Raw genomic sequence first — 26,279 nt, 5'->3', positions numbered from 1 at the left:
AGCTTCTAATGAAGCCTGCCGGGACCTTTTTGTTGATTAAATGCAGACCGGCGGTTAAGAGCCAACCGCAGCCGCCCCGGCTTCAGTCCCTTCTCCCTCGCAACCTTTCGTCCTTTCTTCCGGAAAGCAGAGCGTATGCCCGCCCACAGACAGAGATTCCATAAAACGCCCGATTCGCCCCAGCGCCTCGGCAAGCTGTTCAGCCGAAGCGGCATAGGAGCAGCGGACATATCCTTCCCCGCCGGGCCCGAAGACGGAACCGGGCACGGCTGCGACCCCGGCTTCGCGGAGCAGCCGAAGCGCGAACTGCTCTGAGGTCAGCCCGGTTCCGGCGATCGACGGGAAAGCATAGAAGGCGCCGTCCGGCATATGGCAGGGCAGGCCGAGCGCATTCAGCCCTTCCACGAATAGAGTGCGCCTCGCGTCAAAGGCAGCCTTCATCCGGTCTTTCGCTTCAAGCCCGCTCCGCAGCGATTCCAGAGCGGCGATCTGCCCCGGAACCGGTGCGCACATGGCGATATACTGGTGAATTTTGAGCATCGCGGCCGCCAGTTCTCCGCTTGCGCAGCAGTACCCGACTCTCCATCCGGTCATGGCGAACGCCTTGGAGAAGCCGCTGATAACGATTGTACGCTCTTTCATTCCCGGCAACGACGCCACGCTGACATGCCGATCTCCGTAGGTCAATTCGGCATAGACCTCATCCGAGATGACAATCAGATTATGCCGGACGGCAAGCTCGGCAATCGGCTCCCAATCTCTGCGGGTCATCACCGCGCCGGTAGGATTATTGGGGTAATTCACCATAAGCGCCTTCGTACGTGGGGTGATGCTCCGCCTCAGAGCCTCGGCCGTCAGCTTGAATTCTTCTTCCCGCTTCGTCTCAACAGGAAGCACGGTCCCTCCGCTCAGCGCGACCATCGGCGCGTAGGCCACATAGCCGGGTGACGGTATGAGCACTTCGTCCCCCGGCGAAATGACCGTCCGCAGCGTAATATCCAGTGCCTCGCTGCTGCCTGCCGTGACGATGATCTCCGCGTCGGGTTCATAGGAAAGCCCGAAGCCGGAACGTAAATATCCGGCGATTTCCCTGCGGAGCTCCAGCAGCCCCGCATTGGAGGAGTATCCCGTCTCTCCCCGGTTCAGCGCGCGGATGCAGGCTTTCCGGACCGATTCCGGCACCTTGAAATCGGGCTCGCCGACTCCAAGCTGAATCAGCCCCTTCTCATTCGCGGCCGTTTCGAAGAAAGCGCGGATGCCCGACGGCGGAAGCTCGCGGACAGTCTGACAGATCCAATCACCGGACATGGACGGGCACGCCCCTTTCCTTCAGCGAAGCGGCGATGATGGCATCCAGCAGACCGCCGAATGTCATGCCGGCAGCCTTGGCGCTCTTGGGCATCAGGCTGGCGGAGGTCATGCCCGGCAAAGTGTTCACCTCAAGCACGAAGGGAACACCGTCCGATACGATCATATCAACCCGGGCGTACACGCTGCATTTCAGCGTCCGGTAACAATCCAGGGCGATCCGCCGAACCTTGCGCTCCAGTTCGACGGGCAGAACGGCAACCTGCTCCAGCGCTCCGTTCTCGGTATACTTGGCGTCGTAGTCGAACCATTCCGCATTCCGTGGAACGATGCCGATGATGGGCAGCGTCTCTCCGTCCAGAATGGAGCAGGTAATCTCCATCCCCCGGACATAACGCTCCGCCATAACCGACCGGTCCCAGCGGAAAGCTTCCATTATGGCGGCGCGAAGCTCACCCGGTCCATTCACCTTGGCCATGCCGATGCTCGAGCCGCCCGAGGAAGGCTTGACGATAACCGGATAGCCGAGTTGTTCCGCCGCCTCCGGCGTAAACTCGTCGATATGGTTCCAGCAGAGCCAATCCGCAGTGGGGATACCGGCTGCGCGGAGCAGTCTTTTGGACATATCCTTATCCATGCAGATCGCGCTGGACAGCACGCCGCTCCCGGTATATGGAATGTTCAGCGATTCCAGCACGGCCTGCACAGTTCCATCCTCGCCGAAAGCCCCATGCAGCGCCAGCAGCGCAAGATCGAGGCCGCGCGTCTGTTCCGCCAGCTCCTCCCGCTTGTTGATGACGACCGGAACGGCCTCATATTGGGCAGGGTCCAGCGCTTTTAATATTTCCGCTCCCGTCTTAAGCGAAATCTCTCTTTCCGACGAAATGCCGCCCATAATCACGCCAACTCTCATATTTATCGCTCCCTTTTGTTCACCTGGATATGCTCTCTGCCTTTTTTACTCCGCTTATTCTTGTAGCGCCGTCGTCGCATGATCCGATCTATTCATCAACTCTTTCGCCGCCCTGCCAATAATGGCAATTCCCTTGCGGATATCCTCATCCGCCACTCTGGAGAAGCCCAGGCGCAGCGTATTCCCGCCGGTTCCATCCGTATAGAAATTATCCCCCGGCGTAAAAATCACGCCTCTTTCCGAGCAGACTGCAAGCAGTTCTCTGGTATCGAAGCCCTGCTCAAACGTCATGAACAGATGCAGCCCGCCGTCTCCCGAAAGGTCGGAATAAGGAACCATCTCCCGGCAGCATGCAAGCGTCAGCTCGTACTTCCGTTTATACTCGGCCCGGGATCTGCGTAAATATTTTTCCAGATTGCCGTTATGCAAGTATTGATACAGCAGCGATTGATCAAGCGTCGAGGTATGAATGTTCCGCGCTCGCTTGATGCTTTCAAGAATGCCAATCAGCTGCCGGTCCGCCAGCACCCAGCCTACTCGGAGACCCGGAAACAGCACCTTGGAGAAGCTGCCGATATAAATGACGCTGTTTCCTGCACCCGCCATGGCCGCCAGCGGCGCCACATGCGAGCCGGAGTAACGCAGCTCTTCATTGAAGCCGTCCTCGATGACAGGAATCCCGCAGCGGTTCATCAGGGTCATCAGCTCCAGCCTTTTTTGCAGGGAGGTCACGATGCCCGTCGGGTTATGGTAGGACGGAACGAAATAGGCGAGGTCGTAAGCCCCTTCCTCAAGCGCCTGTTCCAGCCCCCCGATGCTGATGCCGTCCCGCTCCATCGCTATGCCTTTGATCCCGAAGCCGTGCAGCTTCAAGTTTTTGATTGCCGTATTGTGGGTCGGGTTCTCGCACAGCACCGTTCCGCTATTCTTTCTGATGGCAGACAGCACGATGTCGAAGCCTTCGGTGAAGCCGCTCGTAATCAGCATATCTTTATTCTGAGTATCCACGCCCTTGCGGGCCATATAGTCCATTAAATAGTCGATCAGCGGCTTGTAGCCCTTGGCATAGCCGTAATTCAGCAGCACATTGCCTTCCACGGCCATCCGGTCCGAAAAAGCGCGCCTTACGCTGTCCAGATCGAACAGCTTCTCGTCGGGCGCAATGCTCGTAAACGAGATGATCCCTTTCGCGCCCCGGATGCCGCGCTTCATCAGGTCCAGTTCCTCCGCAAGGAGGGCGTATTCGCTGACGCGTTCGCTCCAGTCCAGCTTTCCGCAACCGCCGGCTGTTCCCTCATCGGCTGCACGCTTGGGCGTCACCTCGGCGGCGAAGCTGCCCTTGCCCTGAACGGTGTAGGCGAAGCCGTCTTCCTCAAGTTCCGCATAGGCGGAGATGACCGTATTGCGGCTGACGCCGAGCAGCCCGGCAAGCTCTCTTGTCGCGGGAAGCCGCCGGTCCGCCTGAAGCGCCCCTTGGACAATCAGCCGTTTCATGTAATCCTTGACCTGGAGATAGACCGGGCGCCCCTCCGCAAGCTTGAAATCATTGAACATACGTGCATCTCCTCCACCGTTATCATGGCATATTTGCGCAGACAAAAAAAGAACCGCGCAAGCGGCGATTTCCTCCGGGCGCGGTTCTCCGGGGGACCGGATCTCTTTTGTGAAACAGGCGAAACTGGTTTAAAATAGTAGCTGTATTCATTAGCCTAAACGGAGGAATGGACTATGCTCTTTATCGATAACGCCGGAATTACGGACCCGGCCATCAATTTGGCGATTGAGGAATACGCGCTGAAGTTTCTGCCCATGGACGACAGCTACTTGCTTTTTTATATCAACAGCCCGTCCATTATCATCGGCAAGCATCAAAATACTATAGAAGAAATCAACCAGGAATATGTTCAAGATCAACATATCAAGGTCGTGCGCCGGCTGTCCGGCGGAGGGGCGGTCTACCACGATCTCGGCAACCTGAATTTCAGCTTCATCACGAAAGACGACGGCGATTCCTTTCATAACTTTCTGAAATTCACCCAGCCGGTCATCGACTATTTGAAGAGCATGGGCGTTAACGCCCAGTTGAGCGGACGCAACGATCTTCAGGTCGGGGAGCAAAAGATTTCCGGCAACGCGCAGTTCTCAACCCGGGGACGCATGTTCAGCCACGGCACGCTGATGTACAACCTGAATCTGGATGACGTGCAGGCGTCGCTGAATGCGAATCCGGAAAAATTCAAGTCCAAGAGCACAAAATCGGTCCGCAGCCGGGTCGCCAATATTAAAGAACTGCTCGGAACGGATATGACGATTGAGGAATTCCGCGCGGGCCTGCTGCGGTCCATCTTCGGCATGGAGCCGTCCGAGGTGCCGCAGTACAAGCTTACGGAAGAAGACTGGTTCCAGATCAACAAAATCTCGGAGGAGCGTTACCAGAACTGGGATTGGAACTACGGCAAGTCGCCGAAGAGCAACGTGAAGCATGCGGTCAAGTTCCCCGGCGGCATCGTCGATATCCGAATGGAAATCGAGGACGCGCGAATCGAGGAAATCAAGATTTACGGCGACTTCTTCGGCGTGGGCGATGTGGCCGATGTGGAAGACGCGCTGCGCGGCAAGCGGTATGAGCAGGAAGAGATTCGGCAGGCGCTCTCCCATCTCGATCTGAAGCATTATTTCGGACGCATCGAGCCGGAGGATGTTATTGGCTTGATTTTTCTGGAGGAGTAGGCAGGGGCAGCTATCGCCACTTGCTTTGTCAAACAAAAGGACGTGACCGATTGATCGCTCACAGCGGCCAAGATTCGGTTCACGTCCTATTTTTGTTATACGTTAACCCGATAAACACGCGCCTCATACGGCAAAAGCTGCAGGCTCCCGCTTTTCTCCGGATGGTCAGTCGCTGAATTGATCTTATAATTGCCTATAAGCAGTTCCTTGCCGGAGCCTTGAAATTCTTCGGGAAGCTTGACAGGCAGGGTCTCGCGCGAGAAATTGCAGAGCACCAGCAGCCTTTCCGTTCCGAGCGATCTCGTAAAAGCATAAATGTATTCGTCTTCCTCCAAGAGAATATCGAAGGCTCCATAGACGATGATCTTATGCTCCTTGCGAAGCCCGATCAGCTTCTTGTAGTAGTTAAAGATGGAATCCGGATCGTTTATCGCGCGCTCGGCGTTGATTTCCTTGTAGTTTGGATTCAAGGCGATCCAGGGGACTCCGTCAGTAAACCCTGCATTCTCGGCACCCGACCATTGCATTGGCGTTCGTCCGTTATCCCGGCTGCGCTGATGTATGGCTTCCATCATCTGTTCATGCGTCAGCGCCCCTTCTCCGACATAATCCCGATAAGCGTTCACGGTCTGAATATCCCGGTAATCGGAAACGGATGCAAAGCCGACATTGGTCATCCCGAGCTCTTCTCCCTGATAGATGTATGGGGTGCCCTGAAGCATATGCAGGCAGGTGGCCAGCATTTTGGCGGAAGGCACACGGTATTCGCTGCTGTCGTCGCCAAACCTTGACACGGCGCGCGGTTGATCGTGGTTGCTCCAGTAGAGGCTGTTCCAGCCGTCTTCCTTCAGGCCGTACTGCCAGCGGTTAAAGATCGTTTTCAATTCCGTCAGCTTCCATTCCATGGGGGACCAGCGGCCGAACTGTCCGTTGCCTACCGTAACATGCTCGAAATGAAAGATCATGTTTAACTCGCCCCGGTCCGAGCCCGTATACAGCTTGGCCTGCTCCACGCCCACTTTCGGCATTTCCCCGACCGTAATGATATCGTATTTGGCCAGAACCTCGCGGTTCATCTCCTGAAGGTAATCATGGATTTTCGGACCGTTGCTGTAATAAGGATTGCCGTCCCCGAATTTATACCCTTCATAGACTTCTCCGTCCGGAAGACCTTCCGCTTTCGAAATCATATTGATGACATCCATCCGGAAGCCGTCAACGCCCTTTTCCAGCCAGAAGGTCATAATGTCGTATACATCCCGTCGAAGCTTCGGATTCTCCCAGTTGAAGTCCGGTTGTTTCTTCGAATAAAGGTGGAGGAAATATTCCCCGGTCGTTTCTTCATATTCCCACACGGAGCCGCCAAAATGAGAGCCCCAGTTGTTCGGAAGGCTGCCGTCCTCCCCGGCCGGACGCCAAATGTAATAATCCCGGTACGGGCTGTCTTTGGAAGACCGGGCCTCTACAAACCACGGATGCTCATCCGAAGAGTGATTGACGACCAGATCCATCATAATCTTGATTTCCCTCTTGTGGGCTTCAAGAAGCAGCCGGCCAAACGTGTCCATCGTACCGAATTCACTCATAATCTCCCGGTAATCGCTGATATCGTATCCATTGTCGTCATTCGGAGATTGGTAAACCGGGCTTAGCCAGATCACGTCGATGCCCAGCTCTTTTAAATAGTCAAGCTTCATAGTAATGCCTTGCAGGTCGCCGACTCCGTCCCCGTCGCTGTCCATAAAGCTTCGCGGATAAATCTGATAGACAACGGCTTCCTTCCACCAGCTGTGCTTCATACAGGCTACACCCCTCTAAAATATTCGCAGCCTAGCCTTTAACGGCCCCTGCGGTTATGCCTTGAATAATATACCTTTGCATCAGTAAAAAGAAGGCAAGGACGGGAATGACCGCCATGGTCAATGCGGCCAGCGCCAGATGCCATTCGTTCATATACTCCCCGAAATAAACATATGACGCGAGCGGAATCGTCTGATTGGATTTCTGGCCCAGCACAATATACGGCAGGAGAAAATCGTTCCAGATCCACAACGAATGCAGGATGGCAATCGTGGTTGTAATCGGCGCAAGCAGAGGAAGAAGAATGCGGAAATATACGCCGAAGGTATTGCAGCCGTCAATGGTCGCCGCTTCTTCCAGTTCAATGGGAATCCCCTTGATAAAGCCGTGATAAAGGAACAGGGCCAGCGGAATGCCGAAGCCGAGATACATGATGATGATTCCATACAAGGAGTTAATCAAATGAAAATCTTTGGCGACCTGCAGCAAAGGAATCATCATCGTTTGAAAAGGAATGACCATGGATGCAAGAATCGTCAGAAAAATAATATTGCTGAGCTTGCCCGGACGGCGGACAATTTGATAGGCAGCCGCCGAGCTGACCAGCAGGATGCAGAGTACGCTGATGACCGTGATCGTAAGGGAGTTCAGGAAAGCGGTTGGAAAATGAATCTGCTTCCACACGGTGACGAAGTTGCTCAGCCGAAAAGACTCGGGAAGGGACGCCGTGGAGCTTAACACTTCGTCATATCGCTTAAACGCATTGATGAACACAAGGTACAGAGGGGCAAGAAAAAGTACGGCCAGTGCGGCCATGGCTATTTCAAGCAGAAATTTTCCGGAACTGTAGCGCTCTTTCATTACATTTCAACCTCCTTGCGTTTCATCACAAATACTTGAATTAGCGTAATAGAAGCGAGCACGACGAAGAATACGATCGCTTTGGTCGAAGCCAACGTGTACTGATTGTTGGAGAAGGCATCCTGATAAATTTGCAGCGCAAGCGATTCCGTCGATCCAAACGGTCCGCCTTTCGTTAATGCAAAGTTCAGATCGAATACCTTAAATCCGTTGGTGATGGCCAGGAACAGGCAAATCGTGATGGCAGGCCGGACAAGCGGAAGAACCATGAACCAGAGTCTTTGCCAAGAGTTGGCGCCGTCAATCTCGGCCGCTTCCAGCAGATCGGGTGAAACCCCTTGCAGTGCCGCAATGTAAATAACCATCAAATATCCGGCGGTATACCATACGTTTACGATAATCAGCGCCCAGAACGCGTAGTTCGGCAGGGCCAGCCAGCTTTTCTGAAATACTCCCCAGCCCGTCAGATCAGCCAGATTCGGGAATACCTGGGTAAAGATAAACTGCCAGATAAATCCGATAATCAGCGGCCCGATGACATGGGGCATGAAGTAGACCGTTCTCAGCACATTTTTGCTCTTCAAAGCGAAATTCATGGCAAAGGCGAGGAAAAAACCCGCAATATTCACCAAAACCGTTCCGACCGCCACATACTTCAGCGTAAAGAGAAATGACTTCAGGAAAGCTTTATCATGGAAAAGGGTGATGTAATTATCCCATCCGGCCCATTCGATATTGCTGCTGATCCCGTCCCAATCCTGAAACGAGAAAAGAATCGCTCTGAAAAAAGGAAGCACAATGATGAGTGTGAACAGCAAAAGCGCAGGGGAGACAAAAGCGAAGTAGATCAACTGCTTGCGGAGACTCGTTCGCTTCACCGCCGGCCGCACCGCGACTCCCGACAGCTTGCCAGAAAGAGCTTGCCTCATGTTTGATTCCTTCTTTCGTGATGGATTTGAAAAGGACAGCCACTGCAACCCCGGACAACAGTTTCCGCGCAGTGGCTGTCCTCCTGTATAAAACGGCGGTTATTATTCTACGGCCGCGGTCCAGGATTTCTGCAAGTCCTCAAGCGCCTCTTCTTGGGTCATTTGACCTGCGACATACTCCTGCAGCGGCTTCACAAATTGCTCTCGGATGCCCCCGTTAGGCCACAGAGCAAAACCCCAAGGCAGTGTCTTATTCCCGGCTACATACTTGCCCATATCCTCCGCCAAAGGCCCCAGGTCTTCGGTGGCTTTCATGCTGGTGAAGGCCGGAGTGAACTGGAACGATTCCACCAGGTATTTTTGTCCGTTATCGTGCACCCATGCCAGAAACTTCTTGACTTCATCAAGATGCTTGGAGTTTTTGTTCACCACATAATAGTTCGGTACGCTTACAGGCAATTTGGTTTCCTCCGGGTTATCCGTAAGCGGAATGGCGAACATGCCCATCTGAATATTCGGGTTGATCTTCATTACAGGCTGGAGAACCCATACGCCCTGCTGCATCATGGCCGATTTGCCGGATGCAAAGCTCGCCACCTCGGCATCATAGCTGATTCCGAGCGACTCCTGGCCCTTTCCGTAGTTGACAGTCATATCGAGGACATCAAAGAACCCTTTCATATATGGACTGTCTTTGACTTGGGCCGTTCCCTCGTTCAGCTTCTTAGCAAAACCCTCCGGGTCGGATTCATAGGAGAACGGAAGGCTGAGCAAGTGCTGCCCGAGCGGCCAATTTTCCCGATACGCTTCGGCGTAGGAAGTAATGCCTGCGGCTTTCAGCTTCTCGTTCACTTCTTTAAGCTCGGCCAGTGTGGTCGGTACCTTTTCAATCCCCGCTTTGGCGAACAGTTCCTTGTTGTAGACAAATCCATAGCCTTCAATAGCGAGCGGGAAGCCGTATTTCTTGCCGTCAATAGTCATGCCCGGCGAGGCGGCCGAAAGGACATCCTCCACCCACGGCTCGCCCGATAGATCGGCCAGCTTATCCTGCCAATTCTTCATGTCCGCATACCCTTTCATCGTAAAGATGTCCGGCTCATCGCCCGAGGCGAACATGGTTTTAAGCCTTGTAGGAACATCCGCAGTAACCTCAGGCTCGATGGTGACGTTCGGATTTACCTTCTTGTAATCGGCCAGCATCTGCTTCAGCTTATCCGCAATTTCCGGCTTGTTCTGCAGCAGCTTCAAGGTGATCTTGCCGTTGCCGGAGGAGGCATTCTCCGAGGCATTATTGCCGCATCCAACCAGTAACGTGCCGGTTAGAGCTATAATTGCGAGGCTTGATAACCATTTTTTCATTCTGTATTCCCCCTTAAGCAGTAGTGGTTTGTTTGAACAGCTTAATATTAACCGCTTTCAATCGCAGCTTGGAGGGAAAATGCTCGCCTCTACAGGTAAAATTTTAATCGGTCTTCCGGTAAAGAAGCGGTGAAAGGCCCACCTGCTTTTTAAAAGCTTTGCTGAAATAATTTTCGTCCGCATAGCCGACCTGGCTGGCGATATCCGAAACACTTAGCTGGGTATTGCGTAGAAGCGTTTTGGCTTTCTCTATCCGAAGCTCCGTCACATAGGTAATGATGGTGGAATGATAGGTCTCCTTGAACTTTTTGGAGATATATTGGGGGCTGAAATGAAACTTCTCCGATAATCCGGTCAATGAGATATCTTCCTCAAAATGCGCATGCAAATAGTCGCGAATCTCTTCAATTCCTCCATAACCGGGAGGAGGCTGTTTGCTCATGCTTTCCATCAAGATCCAGATTTGCTGAACGAGCATTTTTCCCCATTCATTGAGATCGCTGATCCACAAGGGCAAATAGAGAATCGGAAGCGTTTCCTTCTGTTTGGCGCTCAATCGTCCAAGCAGCAAATTAACCTCCATCGAGCACAGCTGCAATTCTTTCAATGGCAGCACTCCCGCAGCGCACAAGCTATCCGCATAGGATTTCACGATCTCGGATACCAGATGTTTATTCCCCGTTTCAATGGCATTCTTGAGCAAAAGCATAGGGTTCTTCATTCCGGCCTCTTTTGCTCCTGCATAATCTGAAACCTTCGGTTTGCCGGAAAACACATTGCTGTTCAGCAGTTCTTTTCTGGCCTCTCCCACGCCTTCGGAGATATTTTCAAGCGCATAATGCTGTTTGCATTCGCCAACCAGCACCTCTAGACCCAGTGTGTCTTTCCAAGCCCGTCTCACCCGGTTCAGGTATAAAGCAACATCCTTGCCCTGAATCGCTGTAACAAGCAGCCATTGATATTCGTCCAATCTGCACAAATAACAAGGTCTGTCTTTCCCCATCGCATCCAAAACAATATTGTTTATGGCAAAGAAAAATAATTGATCGTCCATCATAAAACGGTTGCTTACTATATCCAGCCTGTTTTTTGGCAGAATCATCACGATGTTCAAAGAAGATTCCGGCAGACCGATTCTGTGGAACATTTTTTTGACTGCGTTTACAGACGACCGGTCGCCTTTAGCCAGCGCGACAAGTTTTTCCTCCTCCAGCAGGGCATCCGCTTTCCGTACGATATGCCCGATCCGGGCTTCCGCCTGCTTTCCGTTCTCCAGTTTGTTCCAGGCGTCAACGGCTCTTTGCAAAGCTTCCTCCAATTCTTTTCTTCGAATGGGCTTGAGAATGTAATCGATTCCATTGGCCTTGATCGCAGCCCGGGTAAATTCAAAATCACTGTATCCGCTTACTACAATGACCTGGGTATTCAGTTGTTCTTCTCTCAATTTTTCCAGCAGCTCGATTCCGTTCATCACAGGCATCTTCATATCGCAGAAGACAACGGCCGGATGATGAATCCGGATCAGATCCAGCGCTTCGATTCCATTGTCCGCCGAAAGCCTTTCTTTAACGCCGAATTTTTCCCATGAAACGGAAAACTCGATCCCTTCTCTTACATGCTCCTCGTCGTCAACAATCAATACTTTCATGCCCTTCTTCCTCCTTCAAGCGAATCATGAGCCGAATTTGCGTTTTCTCGTACGGGAGGCTTGTCATATCCCATTGGAACTCGTCGCCGAATTGAAGCCACAGCCGCTGCAATACATTCATCAATCCGATGCCGCCCTCTTCCTGCTCCAGTACCTTATGCTTGGCGTAACGCGCTTTCATGACTTCGATCTCCTCCTGCTTCATTCCTTTGCCATTATCACTGATGCGTATCGCCAGCTCGGAGCCCTTGGTAATGTCAACCTCAATCCTGCCCTTGCCTGTACCGTTTTCGATTCCATGAATAATGCTGTTTTCCACAATAGGCTGAAGAATCATTTTCGGTACAATTGCAGAAAGAGCGGCAGGGTCGCAGGAAATCCGGTATGTGAGTTTTTTTCTGAACCGATTCTCCTGAAGGGAGAGATAATGCCCGATATGGTTAAGCTCTTGCTCAAGCGGGACGGTCTCCGTGCTCATATCCATGCTGTACCTTAAAATGAACCCCAGCTCGGTGATCCGGTCGCTGACCTCTTCCGCTTCATGCCGCATCGCCTCGGTCGAAATGGACTGCAGCGCGTTATAGAGAAAATGGGGATTAATTTGCGCCTGAAGCATTTTAATCCTCGCCGTCGAGATTTCCAGCTTCTGATGGTACTCGTTGATGATTAACCTTTTCAAATTATGCACCATCAGTTCAAACCGGCGCTCCAGAATGCCGAGCTCGTCCTCCCGCCTGCCGGTAGGGGCGATATCAAAAATCCCAAGCTCCACATGGGAAATACTGCGCACGAGGCGTTTTATCGGCACGATGGTGGAATAGGAAAGGACAAAGGCCGATAACACAATACAGGCCAAGGCAACCAACTGAATCGCGATCGATCGGCTCAACGTCTGCTTGGCCGACTCGTTCATGGCAGTCGATGGAATAAATTTGATGATCGTCAGGGGAAGATTCAGATAATGATCGCTCACATAAACATATACCCCTTGTTTTCCTTCCCATTCTCCGGACCAATAGCCCTGCTTGGCGTTTTCGTTATCCGGAGCAGTGATGTTTTCACCGATCAACGATTGATTTGGCAAGGATGCCGATGATGTGTAAAGCAGCTGGTTGTCCGTATTAATATACATAAACATTGTTTCGAGAGAAGGATCGAACAGCAGTTGGTTCAAACTTTCGATTTCATCCAAAGAAACATAAATGGACAGCAATCCCAGCAAAGTGGATTTAGGATAATCAATCAGCTTTTTATGGACTGCCAGAAGCCGCTCGCCGCCTAGCTGCCGCACTTCATAGCCGGGCAACCTGCCCCACTGCCCCGTATCGGCGGACGGGAGAACGGCGCCAAGAGCATCATATGAAATGGAATCATCCGTCTCGTATTGCTGTTCGGCATCTGCACCGTAGAAATTGACGATTTTGATTTCATGCCGCCGGCTGTATAAATCGGCCAGATTTCTTTGGATAAAGGTATATCGCTCGTAATAATCCGTATTTTTCCTGATGAAGGCAGCCATGTCCTCTTCGGAATACCATGACACCGACAACAGATTTAATTCCTGCAGATACTTTTTCATATTTTCCATACCGATCAGCAGCGTGCCGCGGTTCAACTCAATGACTTGATGCTGCAGTGAACGATAACTTGACCTGTAGGAAATAATATTGGACAAAATAAAAGGAATCGTTGTCACCAAAAGCATCCAGACCAACAGCTTAACAAACAGGCTTTTCTTATAAATGGGCTTCGCCTCGCTTTTCAGGCCAGATTGAATTTTCTTTAAAGTATACATCCTAAAAGGTCGAATCGGTTACAAAAAAAACGGATACCTGTTCCTAGGGAACAGGCATCCGTTATTATGAAACCGCGGTGGAGCACCAGCACGGCTATTACCAGAACACACCCGGTTATCGCGTTCCAGGGATCAAAGGTGCCGCCGAATGCTGTCAGCGAGGAAGCGGCAGCCGCCAGCATTTTTCACCGTAGGAATTATAAAGCTAGGCTTCACGAGTCCCTGAAAGATTACCCTTTTACAGCCGAGCCTACCGTCATAGCGTTCTCGACCTGTTCGCTGAAGAACAGATAGACAATGACCATCGGCAGACTCGCAATCGTCATAACCGCGCCCATGCCGCCCCAATCGGTACTGTATTGCCCCTGGAAGAAGAGCAGACCGAGCGGGAGCGTCTTCATCGCTTCGTCGGAAATCAGAATATAGGCAAGCATGAATTCGTTCCAGTTGCTTAAGAATTGGAAAATCGCAACAGTCGCGATGGCTGGAGTTACAACCGGGACGATGATCTGGAGAAACATCCGGTAAATATTCGCGCCGTCCATGCAGGCCGATTCCTCCAGTTCGCCGGGGATGCTTTTCATGAAGCCGTAGAATATCAGGCAGGAGAACGGCAAACCGATGGCGACATAGGGAACGATCAGCGCGCCATAGGTATTCGTCAAATGGAAATCGCGAACCAGAATGGCGAGGGGAATCATAATGACCTGAAGAGGCATGAACATGCCGATTGTCATATACAATCTGACGCTCTCGCGGAACTTCCAGCGCATCCGCGCTATGGCGAATGAGAACATCAGGGCCAGCACAATAATCAGCAATGTGGAAACGGATGAGACGATAAAGCTGTTGATAAAATAGCGCGGAATATTGAACTGCGACCAGGCTGCAATATAATTCTCGATTCTGAAATGCGTCGGAAAGCCAAACGGATTGGTAACGAAAATCTCGTCGTTGTTTTTGAGCGAATAAGAAATCATCCATACCAGGGGGTAGACAGAAATAACAAAATATATCCATAGCGGAGTCTGAACCAGGACCGCTCTCAGCTTATTCATATTGCACTCCTTCCTTGCCGGACAGCGCCCTATTTACGCTTCTTTCCGGTCAAACGTCTTGTTAATGATAACCGTTGCCAAGAGGGACAAGCTGACCAACACGACGGAAACGGCGCAGGCATAGCCATAGTTGCTTTCCATGAAGGCATAGCGGTAAATCATGTATGTCAGGGTATAGTTGCTCGTTCCCGGTCCGCCGCTTGTCATAATCAGCATTTGCACAAACGCCCCGATTCCGGAGGTAATCGCAACGATCAGACAGAACTTGTAGGTTTCCTTCATCAGAGGAATGGTCACCTTGCGGTGCGCCATCCATTTGGAGCAGCCGTCGATCGTAGCCGCTTCCATATACTGTTCGGGAATGGACTTGACGCCCGCGTACAGAAGGCTGAACTGATACCCCATGAACTGCCAGGCATTGACGAACGCAATCGCAATAATGGAAACGGTCGGCGATGTAAGCCAGTTCTGCTGGTAAGGAATATGCAGCAGGTTAAAAAGGCGGTTGATCAGCCCGTTGGTTGGATCGTACATGGCAATCCACAATTGGCAGACAACGGTAACGGAAAGCACCACCGGGATAAAATAGGACGTCTTCAGCAACTTGCGTCCCTTGATGCGCGGGTCCGCGCAGGCCAGTGCGAGCACCGTTCCCAGTCCGATCTGAAACACCGCAAGCACAAGCGCGAAGAGAAGGCCGTTGCGAAGAGAAGTAATAAGCAGAGGGTCTTCCAAGAGATCTCTATAGTTGGAAAGCCCGTTCCAGGTTGCCGTGCTCAGCCCGTCCCAGTTAAAGAAGCTTCGGTATACGGTCTGGAGCACCGGGTAAATAATGACGACACTATAGATTAGCAGGGCCGGAAGCAAAAACAGCGCAATGGCTTTTTTATTGCTTAAATATCTGTTCATGCAGTATGATTCCACTCCTTTTTTTCAGAAATCAGCCCCGTTTTCCCCAGAGGGAAGCCTCAGGCTGCTCCGAACAGACTTTTCTTAAACCCGTTATTTATTCTCCTTGGCTAGAATGCGGTTAACATTATCTGTAAATTGCTTCACCGTAAATCCGCTGACCAGCAGGTTCTGGGTATTATCATCAACAACGTTTTTAATCTGCACATTGTTGACCGCTGTAGCGTAGCTCTTAACATTCGGCAGAACTTCATCCGCAATCCGCTTCATCATAGGGGGCACTTCGCCGGTCATTGGCTTATCAACTTTAACGGATACGATGGGACTGCCGAGTACGGAATACTTGTATTCGCTGTATTTTTGCGCAAGGAAGCTTGCCACTTTAACAGCGGTTTCCTTGTTCTTGCTGCTTGGGGATACCGAGAATCCGCCGGGAGAGCCCGCGCCGTTGATAAAGCCTTTGCTGCTGTCGTATGTCGCTTCATCCTTGGCCGGCCAGTACATCCAGTCCACCTTGTCGCCCAGTTTCTCAGTACTGCTGTAAATCTCCCATTGCCCGTTGACGAACATGGCCGCTTTGCCCGAAAAGAATTGGGACGAAGCTTGGTCATAGTTGGTGTTGGTGGCGTTGGCGTCGAAGAGGCCCGCTTCCTGCAGCTTCTTCATTTGCTCGGCAGCCGTTACAAACGCCGTAGGCAGTGCGTTTGGTTTGCCCGCTTCCAGATCGCCGAAGCCTTTAGCGTCTTCCCGGGTTACCAATCCGGCGTAGAAGGCGGTCGTAATCCATTTTTCCTTGGCGAATATAGCCATTGGCGTGTAGCCCGCGGCGGACAGCTTTTTGGAGGCGTCGGCCAACTGATCGATCGTTTTGATTGGCGTCTGAATACCGACCTTTTGGAAGATATCCTTGTTGTAGTATAGGAGCTGGAACTCAATTCCCGTATAAGGGAAAGCATACACATGTCCGTCCGGAGCGGTAAGCCGGGATTCCAGACCGGTGTTCAGCTTGGATTTGAAATCGGCGGTTTCCGGATAACTGTCGAGCAGCTCCACGTTCTTGGATTTGGCAAAGGTTTGGAGCGTCGTCCAATCCGTCTCGTAAATATCGGGCATGTTACCGGTTGCAGCATACGTTTTCAATTTCTGGTATCCGTCCTGAACCGCTTCATCCAGCACAATTTCCACATTCGGCATTTCTTTCTTCAGCTCTTCCACCGCATAGTCGAAAGGCTTAGAGGTATCTTCGTCAAAATGCTGGGCATATATCTTAATTTGAATCTTCTTCGTTCCGTCGTTCGCGCCGCCGCTGTTTGCAGAGGAGGCTGTATTGTCCGATTTATTCCCTCCGCAAGCCGTCAGCGATATCGTCAGGGATAGAGCAGCTAGTACACTAAGCGCTTTCACATATTTCCGTTTCATATTGAATCCCCTTTCTTTTTCTTCTTCTCAAAATTTATCCTCATTCTGAAACCGCTTTTTGTTAGCGCTTCCAGTTGGTTGATGTCTCTTATTATAGAGAAGCCCGCTATTACCGATAAGGGTTAAACCGGGCATAATCGGTAATATACGGGACAATGCGGGGGAAATCGTAAAAAGCGGTCCAGTGCGGACCGCTCCTTGATAGCCTTTAGACAACTATTTCCCGGTCTGCCGAATGCGGATTTCCCGCTGTTCGAACTCCGACGGAGGCATACCGTAATGCTTTTTAAAGCTTTTGCTGAAATAATTCGGGTCGGCATAGCCTACCTTTTCAGCGATTTCCGCCAGCTTGACGTTGCCTTCGGCCAGCAGCTCTTTGGCCTGCTTCATCCGCGTATAGGTGATATAATCGAGAACGGCAATGGCCCCTTCCTTTCGGAATACCTTGCGCAAATAGCTGGAATCAACATACATGCCGCTTGCAACCTGATCCACCGTCAGCTCTGGATCGGAGTAGTTCCTGTGAATATAATCTTTGGCGGCCATAAATAAATTATACGATTTGGACGGACGCGCGTCCGGCCTGTACTCGATGACCTTATGGTACAGGCCGGCAATCCAGTCCTCTGTCTCCTCCCAGGAGGACATTTCCCGAAGACGCTGCTCTGGCGAAGCCGCCGGTTTCCACAGGCTCTCCGGGTTCATTCCGATTTCGCCCGCGTAGGACAGGCATAACGAGACATAGCCCATCAGAACGGTAAAAGCAAACCGGTCCCCGGTACGCTGAAGCCGAAACAGAGCGATTGTCCGGCCAATTTCGTCCATAGCGGCCTCATGATCGCGCATCTTCAGCGCCATGAGAAGCGTTTCGTGGGTTCCCGGATGAAACTCATGCCGAACCGGTGAAGTTCCTTGTCCGGAAGGGGAGGAGACTTCATTGAACAGCGCAAAGACCTCCTGCGCTGCCTGCTTCACATTGTTACGCAAAGACGCCTCATTCCCTCCGGCTTCCCGATACGATGGGGTAAATCCCCCCCGAAGACGCAGGGTTTCTTTTACTTTTCCCATCATGGAGTCGAACTCCCGCTGGTCGAACGGCTTGAGCAGATAATCGTGGACACCCAGCCGGACCGCCTTCTGCGCATATTCAAATTCATTATGGCCGGTTACGAAAACGATCAGCAGTCCGGGCACATTCACCTTCAGCTTCTCGGCCAGCTCCAAACCGTTCATATAGGGCATGCTGATGTCGATCAGCGCCAAATCGGGCAAGTACTGTTTCGCCTCCTCCAGCGCTTCCCGGCCGTTGGCGGCTTCGCAGCAGATCGTAAAGCCGTGTCCGCTCCAGTCCAGCTTGCTGCGCATGTAATAACGGAACAGCGGCTCATCGTCGGCTATCATCACCTTATACATTGCCATCCTTCCCCTCCTTTCCGGGCACCTTCATTTCCATTATCGTCCCTGCTCCCGGCTTGCTCCGCACCGTCAGTCCGTACGGCTCGCCGAAATAGAGCTTGATACGCTCGTATACACTGTATATTCCGATTGATGCGGGCTTGCCGTTCCCGAAGGTAAACTGCGTAACCCGCAGCACCTGCTCCGGCGACATTCCTACCCCATTATCTATAACGGCAATCGCCGCATCGCCGCCGTCTCTCCTTGCCCGGATGACAATTAATCCCTGACTGCCTTTGGTCTTCAGACCATGGTAAATGGCATTCTCCACCAGCGGCTGAAGCGACAGCTTGGGCACCATCACGTTCTCCAGTTCAATCGGAATATCGATTTCATAGCGCAGCACGTCGGGGTTGCGGACTTGCATAATGTTAAGATAATCCCGGACATTGTCAATCTCGTCTGCAAGCGGTATCAGCTCACTGCCCTTGCTCAGCACCACCCGGTAGAAGTCGGCCAACGCCTTGGTCGTATCCCGAGCTTCCTCGTTCAGTCCCAAATCGTTAAGAACATAAATCGTATCCAGCGTATTATATAAAAAATGCGGCCTGATCTGCGCGTGAATCAGGGCCAGCTCGTATTCCCGCTTACGGCCCTGTTCCTCGGTTATGGCTTTAAGCAGCTCCTTGATCTGCTGCACCATTGAATTGAAGACCGTGGCGATCAGCCCCGTTTCGTCCTGCGTCGTCACCGGCGAGGAGACATTGATGTCGCCCTCCTTCACCTTTCGCATCGCCTTTGTAACTTGAAGCAAAGGATTCACGATGATCTGGGACAGCTTCCCCGCAAGCAGCAGCGACAGCAGCAGACACAAGGCGCCGAATGCGAAAGTCAGGGCAAAATTCCGGCGGATATCGCCGTTCAGCGTCTGAAGCGAAACGATGTTCACCAGCTTCCAGTTCAACCTGTCGTAAGCGATAAGCGTTGCCAGGCTGCTCCCCTCCCCCGAGCCGACAATGTCGGAAACCGGAGCTTCACGCTCCAGAAGGCCCGGAGCTACACTCGCCGCAAACGGCGTCAGCAGCAGCCGTTCATTGGGCGAAGAGACAATTCTGCCGGAGCCGTCAACAATATAATACTGCTTGGAAGACGAGCTCTCGCCCATGACCTGGAGAATCGAAGCGAAGGTTGTCTCCTTGACATTGACAAACAGCGTACCCAGCTGGCTGCCGGTATCCAGGTTGAATACGATCTTGCCCAGCGTCAGCACCGGAACAGCGGGGTCGCTTACCATGAAATCCCGCCGTTCCACCGGCATCCAGCGGCCCACGCCGTAGCTGCCCATCAATTTTACCTTTTCCGGCAGGCCGCTGTATAATACCCTCCTATCCCGGCTCTCTTGGGGAGGGTAGGACGAGTACACCCTTCCGGTTACATCAACGAATACGGCCGAGTCCGCATCGGGAAACAACACAAGGTCAATGGAAAGACGGCTCTCCATCAGATTATGGAACTTTTCCTCTTCTATCGCCTCGGGCGAAGCCGAGCGTTCATCATAGAGACGGATGATATCGGTCGTCATGATATTTGCGCTGCTCTCCGTGTTTTTCACAATGGAGTCAATCTGCGAGAGAATGAGCCGGGACTCGTCCCGGACGTTGTTCTTGGTCTTCTCAATCACCGAGCGGCTGAACATTTCGCCGGACAGCAGACCAAGCGCCAGCAGGGGAAAAATGATCAGCGGCAAAAATATAAGGACGATCTTTCTGCGGATCGGCAGTCTTCCGAACCATTCCGATATACCGTTTCGCACTCCCATACCACCTTCCCCTTGATTGCGCTTGCAAAATGTACGCCGGCTTCCATTCAATCATAGCATTCACTGATCCACTCAACTCAAGCTGTGTTTCATTATTTGTGCTCCTTTAAAGAAAGTCAAATTATTTTGACAAAAAAGCGCGGAGGGCTTCAAGGTTCCGATGAATCCGGACGATGAAAAGCTCTCCGCGCCTTAGTTCGCGCTAGACGACCCTGTGGAACTTCAATGGTCCAAAGCTAACCGCTAACGGCCAACAACAAAAGTCAAGACGACCAGCACCAGCGTCAGCGTCACGCAGATGCCTTCAACGGCCCCGCCCTTCTTCGTGCCGGTGCTCATCAGCTTCAGACGAAGCTTAAAGGGCAGGGGTGGCAGCGGTGTGATGCCCCGCTGGGTGAGCGAGTCCGCCAGCAGATGCAGCCCGTAGGACAGACCGCCGGCAATCCACAGGATGTCCCCGCCTTCTATTCCCCTCCCGGCAAAATAAAGCAGCGCCGTCCACCCGGCCATGCCGTACAGGGTATGGGTCAGCCCCCTGTGGGGAACCAGCGCGGCAATGACCAGAATACAACCGGCGATCGTATTCCACGGATCATAGGCGCTCCCAAAAGCGATCAGTCCTACTGCGATCAGCAGCATGATGAGCTTGCGCAGCCTTCGTCCCGGCAGAAACGCCACGCTGCCAATGAGCAGCGCCAGCACGATATTCCAGGGATATGGCGCAATATCCGCAAAATAAAGAAAAACGGCGGCGGCGATTAACGTTAACTGCAGCGCACGCAGCAAAAAGGCGGGAACAGCCTTGCGTACGAGCAGCGAATTCGGTTCATCGATGTCGGGCAGCAGCGAGCTGAGCGCCGCTACGGCGACGGCGGGAACTGTGATATGACAGCCGGCCAGCTGCATGGCCGACAGAGTGACCCCGGTGCTGATCACCAGGTGGGATTTGCCCATCATCGCTATGCAACGCCCCTTTCTAAGATGCTATGAAGAAACGGCTGCGCCGTCCTCTAAACGGGACAGCACCATTTCTCACAAACGCGAACAAATGTGCGGCTATCGCAGTATAACAAGCCTCTTTCCTTTTGTCCAGTCCGTATTTACGCGATTGTTCTCCCCTTATTTTTAGGATACAATTTAGTCAAATTGTCCGTTTCCCAAGCAGCGGACTTACTAAGGAGAGAAACCGAATGTACAAGCTGATTGCCATCGATATTGACGATACGCTGATCAATGACGACAAGGAAGTAACCCCCGCCACACAGCAGGCGCTGGAAGCGGCAGTTGCCGCTGGTGTAGTCGTTACGCTTGCCACCGGACGCGCCTACGCATCCGCCCAGGCCATTGCCCGCCAGACCGGGCTTAACGTGCCGATTATTACGTATCAGGGCTCCCTGGTTAAGAACCTGATTGACGAGAAAGTGCTGTACGAGCGCTATGTGCCTCAGAACGCGGTTCATAAAGTTTTTGAATATTGCATTGAACACGACCTGCATCTGCAAACCTATATTGACGACAAGCTGTATTCCCGCGAGGAGAACCAGAAGCTGCTTGATTATGCCGAGCTGAACAAGACCCAATACTATATTGAACCGGATTGGGAAAAGCTTGCCTCGATCAAGACACCTAAGCTGCTGATTATCGACGATCCAGACTTCCTTGACGAACTGGCCCCCAAACTCCGGGAACTGCTCGGCAGCGAGGTTCACATTACCAAATCGAAGCCGCACTTTCTCGAGATCATGCACAGCGAAGGCACGAAAGGGCTGGCGCTTGAATTTCTGGCAGATTATTTCGGCTGCGACCTGTCCGAGACAATCGCCGTTGGCGACTCCTGGAATGACCACGAAATGCTGGAGACCGCCGGTCTGGGCGTAGCGATGGACAATGCGATTCCGGCGCTGAAAGAGATTGCGAACTATATAACGGCAAGCAATAACGAGGACGGCGTCAAGCAGGTTATCGATAAATTCATCCTTTAAAAAGGCTCTTTTCTAAAATAATGTTCCTTTATTGTTTTCCAAATAATACATAACCCCACCATTCGTTGGTGGGGTTATGCTCGGTTATTGAACTATCGTTACCCGTTAGTTCTGCGCGGTTATGATACGGTTCAGCTTAACGGATCTATCGGCGAAAAATAAGTTTGTAATTGCAAGGTTTTACTTATAAGAAATAAATCCATACCACTTTCGTTTCTGCAACTGTGACTGTGCGCGACGCTTTCTTATGTTCGGGGAGCTCGATTTACTCTTGACATGTTACGTTTACACTTGTAAACTTTATATATCGTTTACAAGTGTAAACAAAGAAAATCAAGAAGGGTGAATACGATGCATGAGTCCCCACACATTACCGAGGCCGAAAGCGAAGTGATGAAGCTCCTCTGGCAAAAGGAGCCTTTGTCCGCCAGTGAGATCATTTCCAAATTAACCCATAAAATGCAATGGTCGGATCAGACGATTAAAACCTTCCTGAATAGGCTTCACAAGAAAAAAGCGATTCGATTCGAAAAGTCCGGCCGGAACTACCTCTACTATCCGCTGGTTTCGCATGATGAATACTTAAAAGCCGAGAATCGTTCATTCCTGAATAGAGTTTATAAAGGAGCCGTAGGGATGCTGTGCGCGAAATTTCTCGAAGAAGAGACACTCTCGGAGAAAGATATTGAGGAGCTTCAACAAATCTTGGAGAACAAGAAGAAGTCATGAAGTATCTGGAAACGGTCTTCTCTCTTCTGTTCACTGCGTCAGTGGCATCGACGGTAATCCTATTGTTATTACTCTTGATTCGGAAGCTGTTCCAAAAGAACCTTAAACCTAGAGTTGTTCATATATTGTGGTTTCTTGTGTTGATTAAGCTTCTGGTTCCCATTGCTCCGCAGAGTCCGATAAGCCTGTTTAATGTGCTGCCGCAAACGCTCCCGATGGAATGGAATTCAGTTCAGAAGAGTAAGCAACCCACTCCCTTTACTGAGACCGGTTCCAGCACGGAAATTCAATCTAATTATATTGATGTAAAAAAACAGCTTCCCGAGTTCACCCTGAACCGGGCGGACGAACCAGGATCTTCAGTCATAATTCGTTCTTCTCAAGACCATTTCCCAGGGATCACGGATGGACTGACTTGGCTTTCGATTGGCTCGTGGGTATGGCTTGGAGGGCTTCTATGCTTGGGTGGATATTACCTGTTTAGCGCGCTGATTTTCAGAAAAAGAGTCGGAAACTCCATAAAGATCGAGGACATTGAAGTACTCACCGTTCTTGAGGCTTGCAAACAGAGGCTGAACATTAAAAAACGGATATACGCCTATGAAACAAGCCATCTTCGCAGCCCTTGCCTTCATGGTTTATGGCGGCCGAAGATTTATTTGCCTGAAGATATCGGCACAATCGCCGATTCAAATCAGCTAACGCATATCCTTATGCATGAGCTGATTCACTACAAACGTAAGGATTTATGGATCAACTCCCTGTGGGCTCTTTCCGTTGGAATTCATTGGTACAACCCTTTGGTGTGGCTTTCCGTAAGAAAGATGAAAGCAGACCAGGAGGTGGCCTGCGATGCCAGTGTTCTTGAAACTCTAGGCGAGCGTGAAGCTTTGTCCTATGGCATGACCTTACTCATGCTGTCTCGTTCATTTTCCCAGCAACCCTCTCCTCAGATCAACCTATCGCATTTTGGGGACAACAAATATGAAGCGAAACGGAGAATGATGATGATCACAAAGTTTAAGAAGGGTTCGTATAGGCTATCCGCCGCTGCTATTTTCTTGATTATTGTCTTGAGCGCCATCTTGCTCACCAATGCATCGGATGCCGGGAAGGCGACCGAGTTGGATACTGCTGCCCAAGTAGCAAACCCTAATCTGGATCTATATCCTATATACAACGATTCGTTCAGATGGTTTCACAGTCTCGATCGGGCGCTCGATTTTCCGAAATATAACTTTAAAATACCTGACTATCTTCCTGAAGGTTATCAGTTGCAGAGTGTATTATATTATACAAATTTCACTAGCTCCAACAATACTAATCTTATCGATGTAGCATCCATTACTTTTGTATCTAATTTTGGCCAAAAAAATGAACAAACCATAGACGTGAAGGCTTCCAAGGGCAGCGGCAATTTGTTGGAAGAAGACCAATTGCGGGGGGCTCCCTATCCCCAAAGTGCAAACAAGACTCCTGAATACCGACAGGAAGCTGTTACGATCGGCAATGTCGAAGGCACTTTATTCACGGATAGGAGACACTACAAGAAAAGGCCAGAAACGGGCAAAAGCTTCTACTGGCAGGATGACAATGTATGGTACGCAATCGATTATTATAGCGAGCATATGTCGCAAGAAGAGCTCACAAAAATGGTGCAATCCTTTGTTTTCCCGCAGCAAGTTCAGCATGTCCGCTACGACGGAGATGGAAATTCATTTCCTCTTTATGATGAAAGGGATTTGCTTGCAGCGAAGAACATTCTCGGCTTTAAGGTGAAAATCCCGTTGGAATTGCCCGGGCTTAAGCTGAGTGGTTCGAGATTGCTCAGGGCTGGCGATCAGAATACCGCGTATGCGTTCAGACAAGCAACGGACGCTCTATGGACAGACTATGGCGCACCGCACGATTCCTCAATCTACGATGTAAACGATAATTTCTCGCTTTATCAGAGCAAGGAGCCGCTTTTCGACACGTCCAAGCTCTCGCTCACTCGGATGCTGAAGATTAATGGCGTCGAAATTTCGGCTTATGAAGACAAGAACCATGTTTACTTCGCACCCAGCAAAGAAGTAAAATTGCCTTATTACTTGTGGAAGCAGGACGATATTTATTATACTGCCGTTTTCTCTGGCATGGACAAGTACCAGGAAGACAACCTGAAAGCTATAATTTCGGCTCCCGTGCAATAGATCCGAGGGGGAAAGGGGATGCCTTCGGAAATAGCCTGAATAAGCAAGTCCCTCTCGATCATTTTTTGGGAGGGGCTTCTCATGTGATCTTCCGCAATATAGTTCGCCGTTACTTGTGGTATGGTTCAGCGCGATTGACTTTCAACTAACCTGCCCTTTAGTTGAACAGCGGCGGATTAAAGATGGTATCCGCCGCCAATAAGCACTAAAAAAATCGTCTATAAAGTTCTCTCCGGCGCTCGCCGCGTAGCTGTGCGTAGATTTGAGTGGTCGATGCCTTCTCATGACCGAGCATTCCTTGGATGAAATCCAGAGGGGCACCGTTATCAAGTAGTTGGCACGCATAGGTATGCCGAAATCGATGTGGGTAGACATTCGCTTCAATTTCTCCCCGATCTGCCAGCCGTTTTAATGCCCATCTAATCGTAGGTATGGCCATTCGTTTTGTTGGATGGGTATCGGTTACAAATAAGGCTTTACAGGAGTCCTCACGGCTGGCCAGATACTTCTTTAACCATACTTTGCACTCTGTCGTGAAGTAAACTTCTCTCTGCTTTGATCCCTTGCCATTAACGATCGCTGAGCAGTTCTCCCAGTTCAGATCCTCGATGTTTACCTTCTCCACCTCGCCAACCCGGCAGCCGGTACAGTAGAGAAACTCAAGCAGAGCTCTTTCCCTGAGTGACTGGCATGAGATCTTCAAGTGTATAACATCTTCCTCAATTAAGAACTTAGGAATACGCTTATCTAGTTTAGGTTCTCTTAATTTTAAAGATGGATTCGTAGTCAAATACGTCTCTTCATAAGCGTAACGGAAAAGAGAACGAACAAACCGAATACGATGGCCTAGGCTGCTTGGCTTCAACCGGTTTGATTGTCTTGCTAAATATTCCTTCAGCATTGTTAACGTTACTTCCGTTATAGCCAGGTCGCCTAGCTCCGACATCAACATTTTGTGCTGAAGCGAGTATGCTTTTAATGTTTTTGGACTGAACCCTTGAATACGTTTGTCAGCTTCATACAACCTCCACAACTCACTTAACTTCATAAACAAAACCTCCCTTTAGAAGCTATTAAATCTAGTTTGCTTCTAAGGAGAGATTTTAATCTGCATAATGTATTAAACTAGCGTTCTTTCGTTAGGTTAATAACCTACGGAGAAGTTTAATCCACTTGGGCTCGTACGCTTCGCTAATTGGAATCCCTGTGTAATATCTATGATAAGGGTCCATTTCCCATATCTCGCAGGATTTACAAGAAGCACGGAGTATCGGGATACGTTGAGCAAAAGGGCTCGGACCCGTTCCGTTAGAAAAACCGACCTCCACCCCTTAGTTAGATGTGACGAAGGAATGAAAGGGCTTAGACCCGTTGAGACATGGGAGTGAGAATCGCCAGGGGCGACTGGAGACGTGCAGGATATGGAACAAATT

At 50.9% G+C, this 26,279-nt stretch carries 20 protein-coding genes; 4 read left to right on the top strand and 16 right to left on the bottom strand.

The window, feature by feature from the left end; genetic code table 11:
* Positions 1-54: 54 nt before the first annotated feature.
* Genes EH198_RS10535 through EH198_RS10525 form a run of 3 tightly spaced genes read right to left on the bottom strand, consistent with a single transcriptional unit; the run spans position 55 to position 3,775 of the window.
* Positions 55-1,308, bottom strand: a complete 1,254-nt coding sequence (locus EH198_RS10535; protein WP_124695485.1) for an aminotransferase class I/II-fold pyridoxal phosphate-dependent enzyme — start codon at positions 1,306-1,308, stop codon at positions 55-57.
* Complete coding sequence (locus EH198_RS10530) at positions 1,298-2,221, bottom strand: D-alanine--D-alanine ligase (protein WP_124695484.1); 924 nt, start codon at positions 2,219-2,221, stop codon at positions 1,298-1,300. Before EH198_RS10530 ends, EH198_RS10535 begins: the two co-directional genes overlap by 11 nt.
* A gap of 54 nt (positions 2,222-2,275) precedes the next feature.
* Positions 2,276-3,775 (bottom strand): aminotransferase-like domain-containing protein, encoded by a 1,500-nt coding sequence (locus EH198_RS10525; RefSeq protein ID WP_124695483.1) that lies wholly within the window; start codon positions 3,773-3,775, stop codon positions 2,276-2,278.
* A gap of 174 nt (positions 3,776-3,949) precedes the next feature.
* Here EH198_RS10525 and lplA point away from each other — a divergent pair, with 174 nt between their 5' ends.
* Complete coding sequence (gene lplA / locus EH198_RS10520; RefSeq protein WP_124695482.1) at positions 3,950-4,951, top strand: lipoate--protein ligase; 1,002 nt, start codon at positions 3,950-3,952, stop codon at positions 4,949-4,951.
* Between the two features lie 95 nt (positions 4,952-5,046).
* Here lplA and EH198_RS10515 read toward each other — a convergent pair whose 3' ends face one another.
* The 12 genes from EH198_RS10515 to EH198_RS10460 form a co-directional block, all read right to left on the bottom strand.
* Positions 5,047-6,750 carry a glycoside hydrolase family 13 protein gene (locus tag EH198_RS10515; protein WP_124695481.1) on the bottom strand — a complete coding sequence of 568 codons (1,704 nt, stop codon included), beginning with the start codon at positions 6,748-6,750 and terminating at the stop codon, positions 5,047-5,049.
* Positions 6,751-6,781: 31 nt separating this feature from the next.
* Positions 6,782-7,612 carry a carbohydrate ABC transporter permease gene (locus EH198_RS10510; RefSeq protein ID WP_124695480.1) on the bottom strand — a complete coding sequence of 277 codons (831 nt, stop codon included), beginning with the start codon at positions 7,610-7,612 and terminating at the stop codon, positions 6,782-6,784.
* The gene (locus tag EH198_RS10505; RefSeq protein WP_124695479.1) at positions 7,612-8,541 is read right to left on the bottom strand and encodes a carbohydrate ABC transporter permease; all 930 of its coding nucleotides are present in this window, start codon (positions 8,539-8,541) and stop codon (positions 7,612-7,614) included. The genes EH198_RS10510 and EH198_RS10505 overlap by 1 nt, the downstream gene beginning before the upstream one ends.
* A gap of 102 nt (positions 8,542-8,643) precedes the next feature.
* A complete protein-coding gene (locus tag EH198_RS10500; RefSeq protein WP_124695478.1) occupies positions 8,644-9,900 on the bottom strand; it encodes an ABC transporter substrate-binding protein in 1,257 nt (418 codons plus the stop codon).
* Between the two features lie 103 nt (positions 9,901-10,003).
* Entirely contained in the window at positions 10,004-11,548 is a 1,545-nt protein-coding gene (locus EH198_RS10495) for a response regulator transcription factor (RefSeq protein ID WP_124695477.1), read from the bottom strand.
* Positions 11,529-13,253: a sensor histidine kinase gene (locus EH198_RS10490; protein WP_185702837.1), complete on the bottom strand. Its 1,725-nt coding sequence runs from the start codon at positions 13,251-13,253 to the stop codon at positions 11,529-11,531. The genes EH198_RS10495 and EH198_RS10490 overlap by 20 nt, the downstream gene beginning before the upstream one ends.
* Positions 13,254-13,573: 320 nt before the next feature.
* Positions 13,574-14,401, bottom strand: a complete 828-nt coding sequence (locus tag EH198_RS10485) for a carbohydrate ABC transporter permease (RefSeq protein ID WP_124695475.1) — start codon at positions 14,399-14,401, stop codon at positions 13,574-13,576.
* 33 nt (positions 14,402-14,434) lie between these two features.
* Positions 14,435-15,310 (bottom strand): carbohydrate ABC transporter permease, encoded by an 876-nt coding sequence (locus tag EH198_RS10480; RefSeq protein ID WP_124695474.1) that lies wholly within the window; start codon positions 15,308-15,310, stop codon positions 14,435-14,437.
* Between the two features lie 93 nt (positions 15,311-15,403).
* The gene (locus tag EH198_RS10475) at positions 15,404-16,729 is read right to left on the bottom strand and encodes an ABC transporter substrate-binding protein (protein WP_124695473.1); all 1,326 of its coding nucleotides are present in this window, start codon (positions 16,727-16,729) and stop codon (positions 15,404-15,406) included.
* A 216-nt stretch (positions 16,730-16,945) separates the two neighbouring features.
* Positions 16,946-18,148: a response regulator transcription factor gene (locus EH198_RS10470; RefSeq protein WP_246014184.1), complete on the bottom strand. Its 1,203-nt coding sequence runs from the start codon at positions 18,146-18,148 to the stop codon at positions 16,946-16,948.
* Positions 18,135-19,943 carry a cache domain-containing sensor histidine kinase gene (locus EH198_RS10465; RefSeq protein WP_124695472.1) on the bottom strand — a complete coding sequence of 603 codons (1,809 nt, stop codon included), beginning with the start codon at positions 19,941-19,943 and terminating at the stop codon, positions 18,135-18,137. The genes EH198_RS10470 and EH198_RS10465 overlap by 14 nt, the downstream gene beginning before the upstream one ends.
* Before the next feature lie 243 nt (positions 19,944-20,186).
* Positions 20,187-20,900 carry a metal-dependent hydrolase gene (locus tag EH198_RS10460; RefSeq protein ID WP_124695471.1) on the bottom strand — a complete coding sequence of 238 codons (714 nt, stop codon included), beginning with the start codon at positions 20,898-20,900 and terminating at the stop codon, positions 20,187-20,189.
* Between the two features lie 233 nt (positions 20,901-21,133).
* Here EH198_RS10460 and EH198_RS10455 point away from each other — a divergent pair, with 233 nt between their 5' ends.
* From EH198_RS10455 to EH198_RS10445, 3 genes are all read left to right on the top strand, one after another.
* Complete coding sequence (locus EH198_RS10455) at positions 21,134-21,925, top strand: Cof-type HAD-IIB family hydrolase (RefSeq protein ID WP_124695470.1); 792 nt, start codon at positions 21,134-21,136, stop codon at positions 21,923-21,925.
* 351 nt (positions 21,926-22,276) lie between these two features.
* The gene (locus EH198_RS10450; protein ID WP_124695469.1) at positions 22,277-22,654 is read left to right on the top strand and encodes a BlaI/MecI/CopY family transcriptional regulator; all 378 of its coding nucleotides are present in this window, start codon (positions 22,277-22,279) and stop codon (positions 22,652-22,654) included.
* Positions 22,651-24,846, top strand: a complete 2,196-nt coding sequence (locus tag EH198_RS10445; protein ID WP_124695468.1) for a M56 family metallopeptidase — start codon at positions 22,651-22,653, stop codon at positions 24,844-24,846. Before EH198_RS10450 ends, EH198_RS10445 begins: the two co-directional genes overlap by 4 nt.
* A gap of 205 nt (positions 24,847-25,051) precedes the next feature.
* Here the strand turns inward: EH198_RS10445 and EH198_RS10440 are convergent, their stop codons facing one another.
* Complete coding sequence (locus EH198_RS10440; protein WP_124695467.1) at positions 25,052-25,894, bottom strand: tyrosine-type recombinase/integrase; 843 nt, start codon at positions 25,892-25,894, stop codon at positions 25,052-25,054.
* Positions 25,895-26,279: the final 385 nt, after the last annotated feature.

Origin of the sequence: Paenibacillus rhizophilus (genome assembly GCF_003854965.1) — a bacterium.
GTDB lineage: Bacteria > Bacillota > Bacilli > Paenibacillales > Paenibacillaceae > Paenibacillus_AQ > Paenibacillus_AQ rhizophilus.
This window is presented reverse-complemented; position numbering and strand designations above follow the sequence as displayed.

Excerpts from the sequence above, each read along its gene's own strand:
- EH198_RS10490 (WP_185702837.1), bottom strand. The coding sequence starts at position 13,253 with ATGCTTTTGGTGACAACGATTCCTTTTATTTTGTCCAATATTATTTCC.
- EH198_RS10455 (WP_124695470.1), top strand. The coding sequence starts at position 21,134 with ATGTACAAGCTGATTGCCATCGATATTGACGATACGCTGATCAATGAC.
- EH198_RS10470 (WP_246014184.1), bottom strand. The coding sequence starts at position 18,148 with ATGGCAATGTATAAGGTGATGATAGCCGACGATGAGCCGCTGTTCCGT.
- lplA (WP_124695482.1), top strand. The coding sequence starts at position 3,950 with ATGCTCTTTATCGATAACGCCGGAATTACGGACCCGGCCATCAATTTG.
- EH198_RS10535 (WP_124695485.1), bottom strand. The coding sequence starts at position 1,308 with ATGTCCGGTGATTGGATCTGTCAGACTGTCCGCGAGCTTCCGCCGTCG.
- EH198_RS10480 (WP_124695474.1), bottom strand. The coding sequence starts at position 15,310 with ATGAACAGATATTTAAGCAATAAAAAAGCCATTGCGCTGTTTTTGCTT.
- EH198_RS10485 (WP_124695475.1), bottom strand. The coding sequence starts at position 14,401 with ATGAATAAGCTGAGAGCGGTCCTGGTTCAGACTCCGCTATGGATATAT.
- EH198_RS10465 (WP_124695472.1), bottom strand. The coding sequence starts at position 19,943 with ATGGGAGTGCGAAACGGTATATCGGAATGGTTCGGAAGACTGCCGATC.
- EH198_RS10515 (WP_124695481.1), bottom strand. The coding sequence starts at position 6,750 with ATGAAGCACAGCTGGTGGAAGGAAGCCGTTGTCTATCAGATTTATCCG.
- EH198_RS10500 (WP_124695478.1), bottom strand. The coding sequence starts at position 9,900 with ATGAAAAAATGGTTATCAAGCCTCGCAATTATAGCTCTAACCGGCACG.
- EH198_RS10525 (WP_124695483.1), bottom strand. The coding sequence starts at position 3,775 with ATGTTCAATGATTTCAAGCTTGCGGAGGGGCGCCCGGTCTATCTCCAG.
- EH198_RS10460 (WP_124695471.1), bottom strand. The coding sequence starts at position 20,900 with ATGATGGGCAAATCCCACCTGGTGATCAGCACCGGGGTCACTCTGTCG.
- EH198_RS10495 (WP_124695477.1), bottom strand. The coding sequence starts at position 11,548 with ATGAAAGTATTGATTGTTGACGACGAGGAGCATGTAAGAGAAGGGATC.
- EH198_RS10475 (WP_124695473.1), bottom strand. The coding sequence starts at position 16,729 with ATGAAACGGAAATATGTGAAAGCGCTTAGTGTACTAGCTGCTCTATCC.
- EH198_RS10505 (WP_124695479.1), bottom strand. The coding sequence starts at position 8,541 with ATGAGGCAAGCTCTTTCTGGCAAGCTGTCGGGAGTCGCGGTGCGGCCG.
- EH198_RS10450 (WP_124695469.1), top strand. The coding sequence starts at position 22,277 with ATGCATGAGTCCCCACACATTACCGAGGCCGAAAGCGAAGTGATGAAG.
- EH198_RS10445 (WP_124695468.1), top strand. The coding sequence starts at position 22,651 with ATGAAGTATCTGGAAACGGTCTTCTCTCTTCTGTTCACTGCGTCAGTG.
- EH198_RS10530 (WP_124695484.1), bottom strand. The coding sequence starts at position 2,221 with ATGAGAGTTGGCGTGATTATGGGCGGCATTTCGTCGGAAAGAGAGATT.
- EH198_RS10440 (WP_124695467.1), bottom strand. The coding sequence starts at position 25,894 with ATGAAGTTAAGTGAGTTGTGGAGGTTGTATGAAGCTGACAAACGTATT.
- EH198_RS10510 (WP_124695480.1), bottom strand. The coding sequence starts at position 7,612 with ATGAAAGAGCGCTACAGTTCCGGAAAATTTCTGCTTGAAATAGCCATG.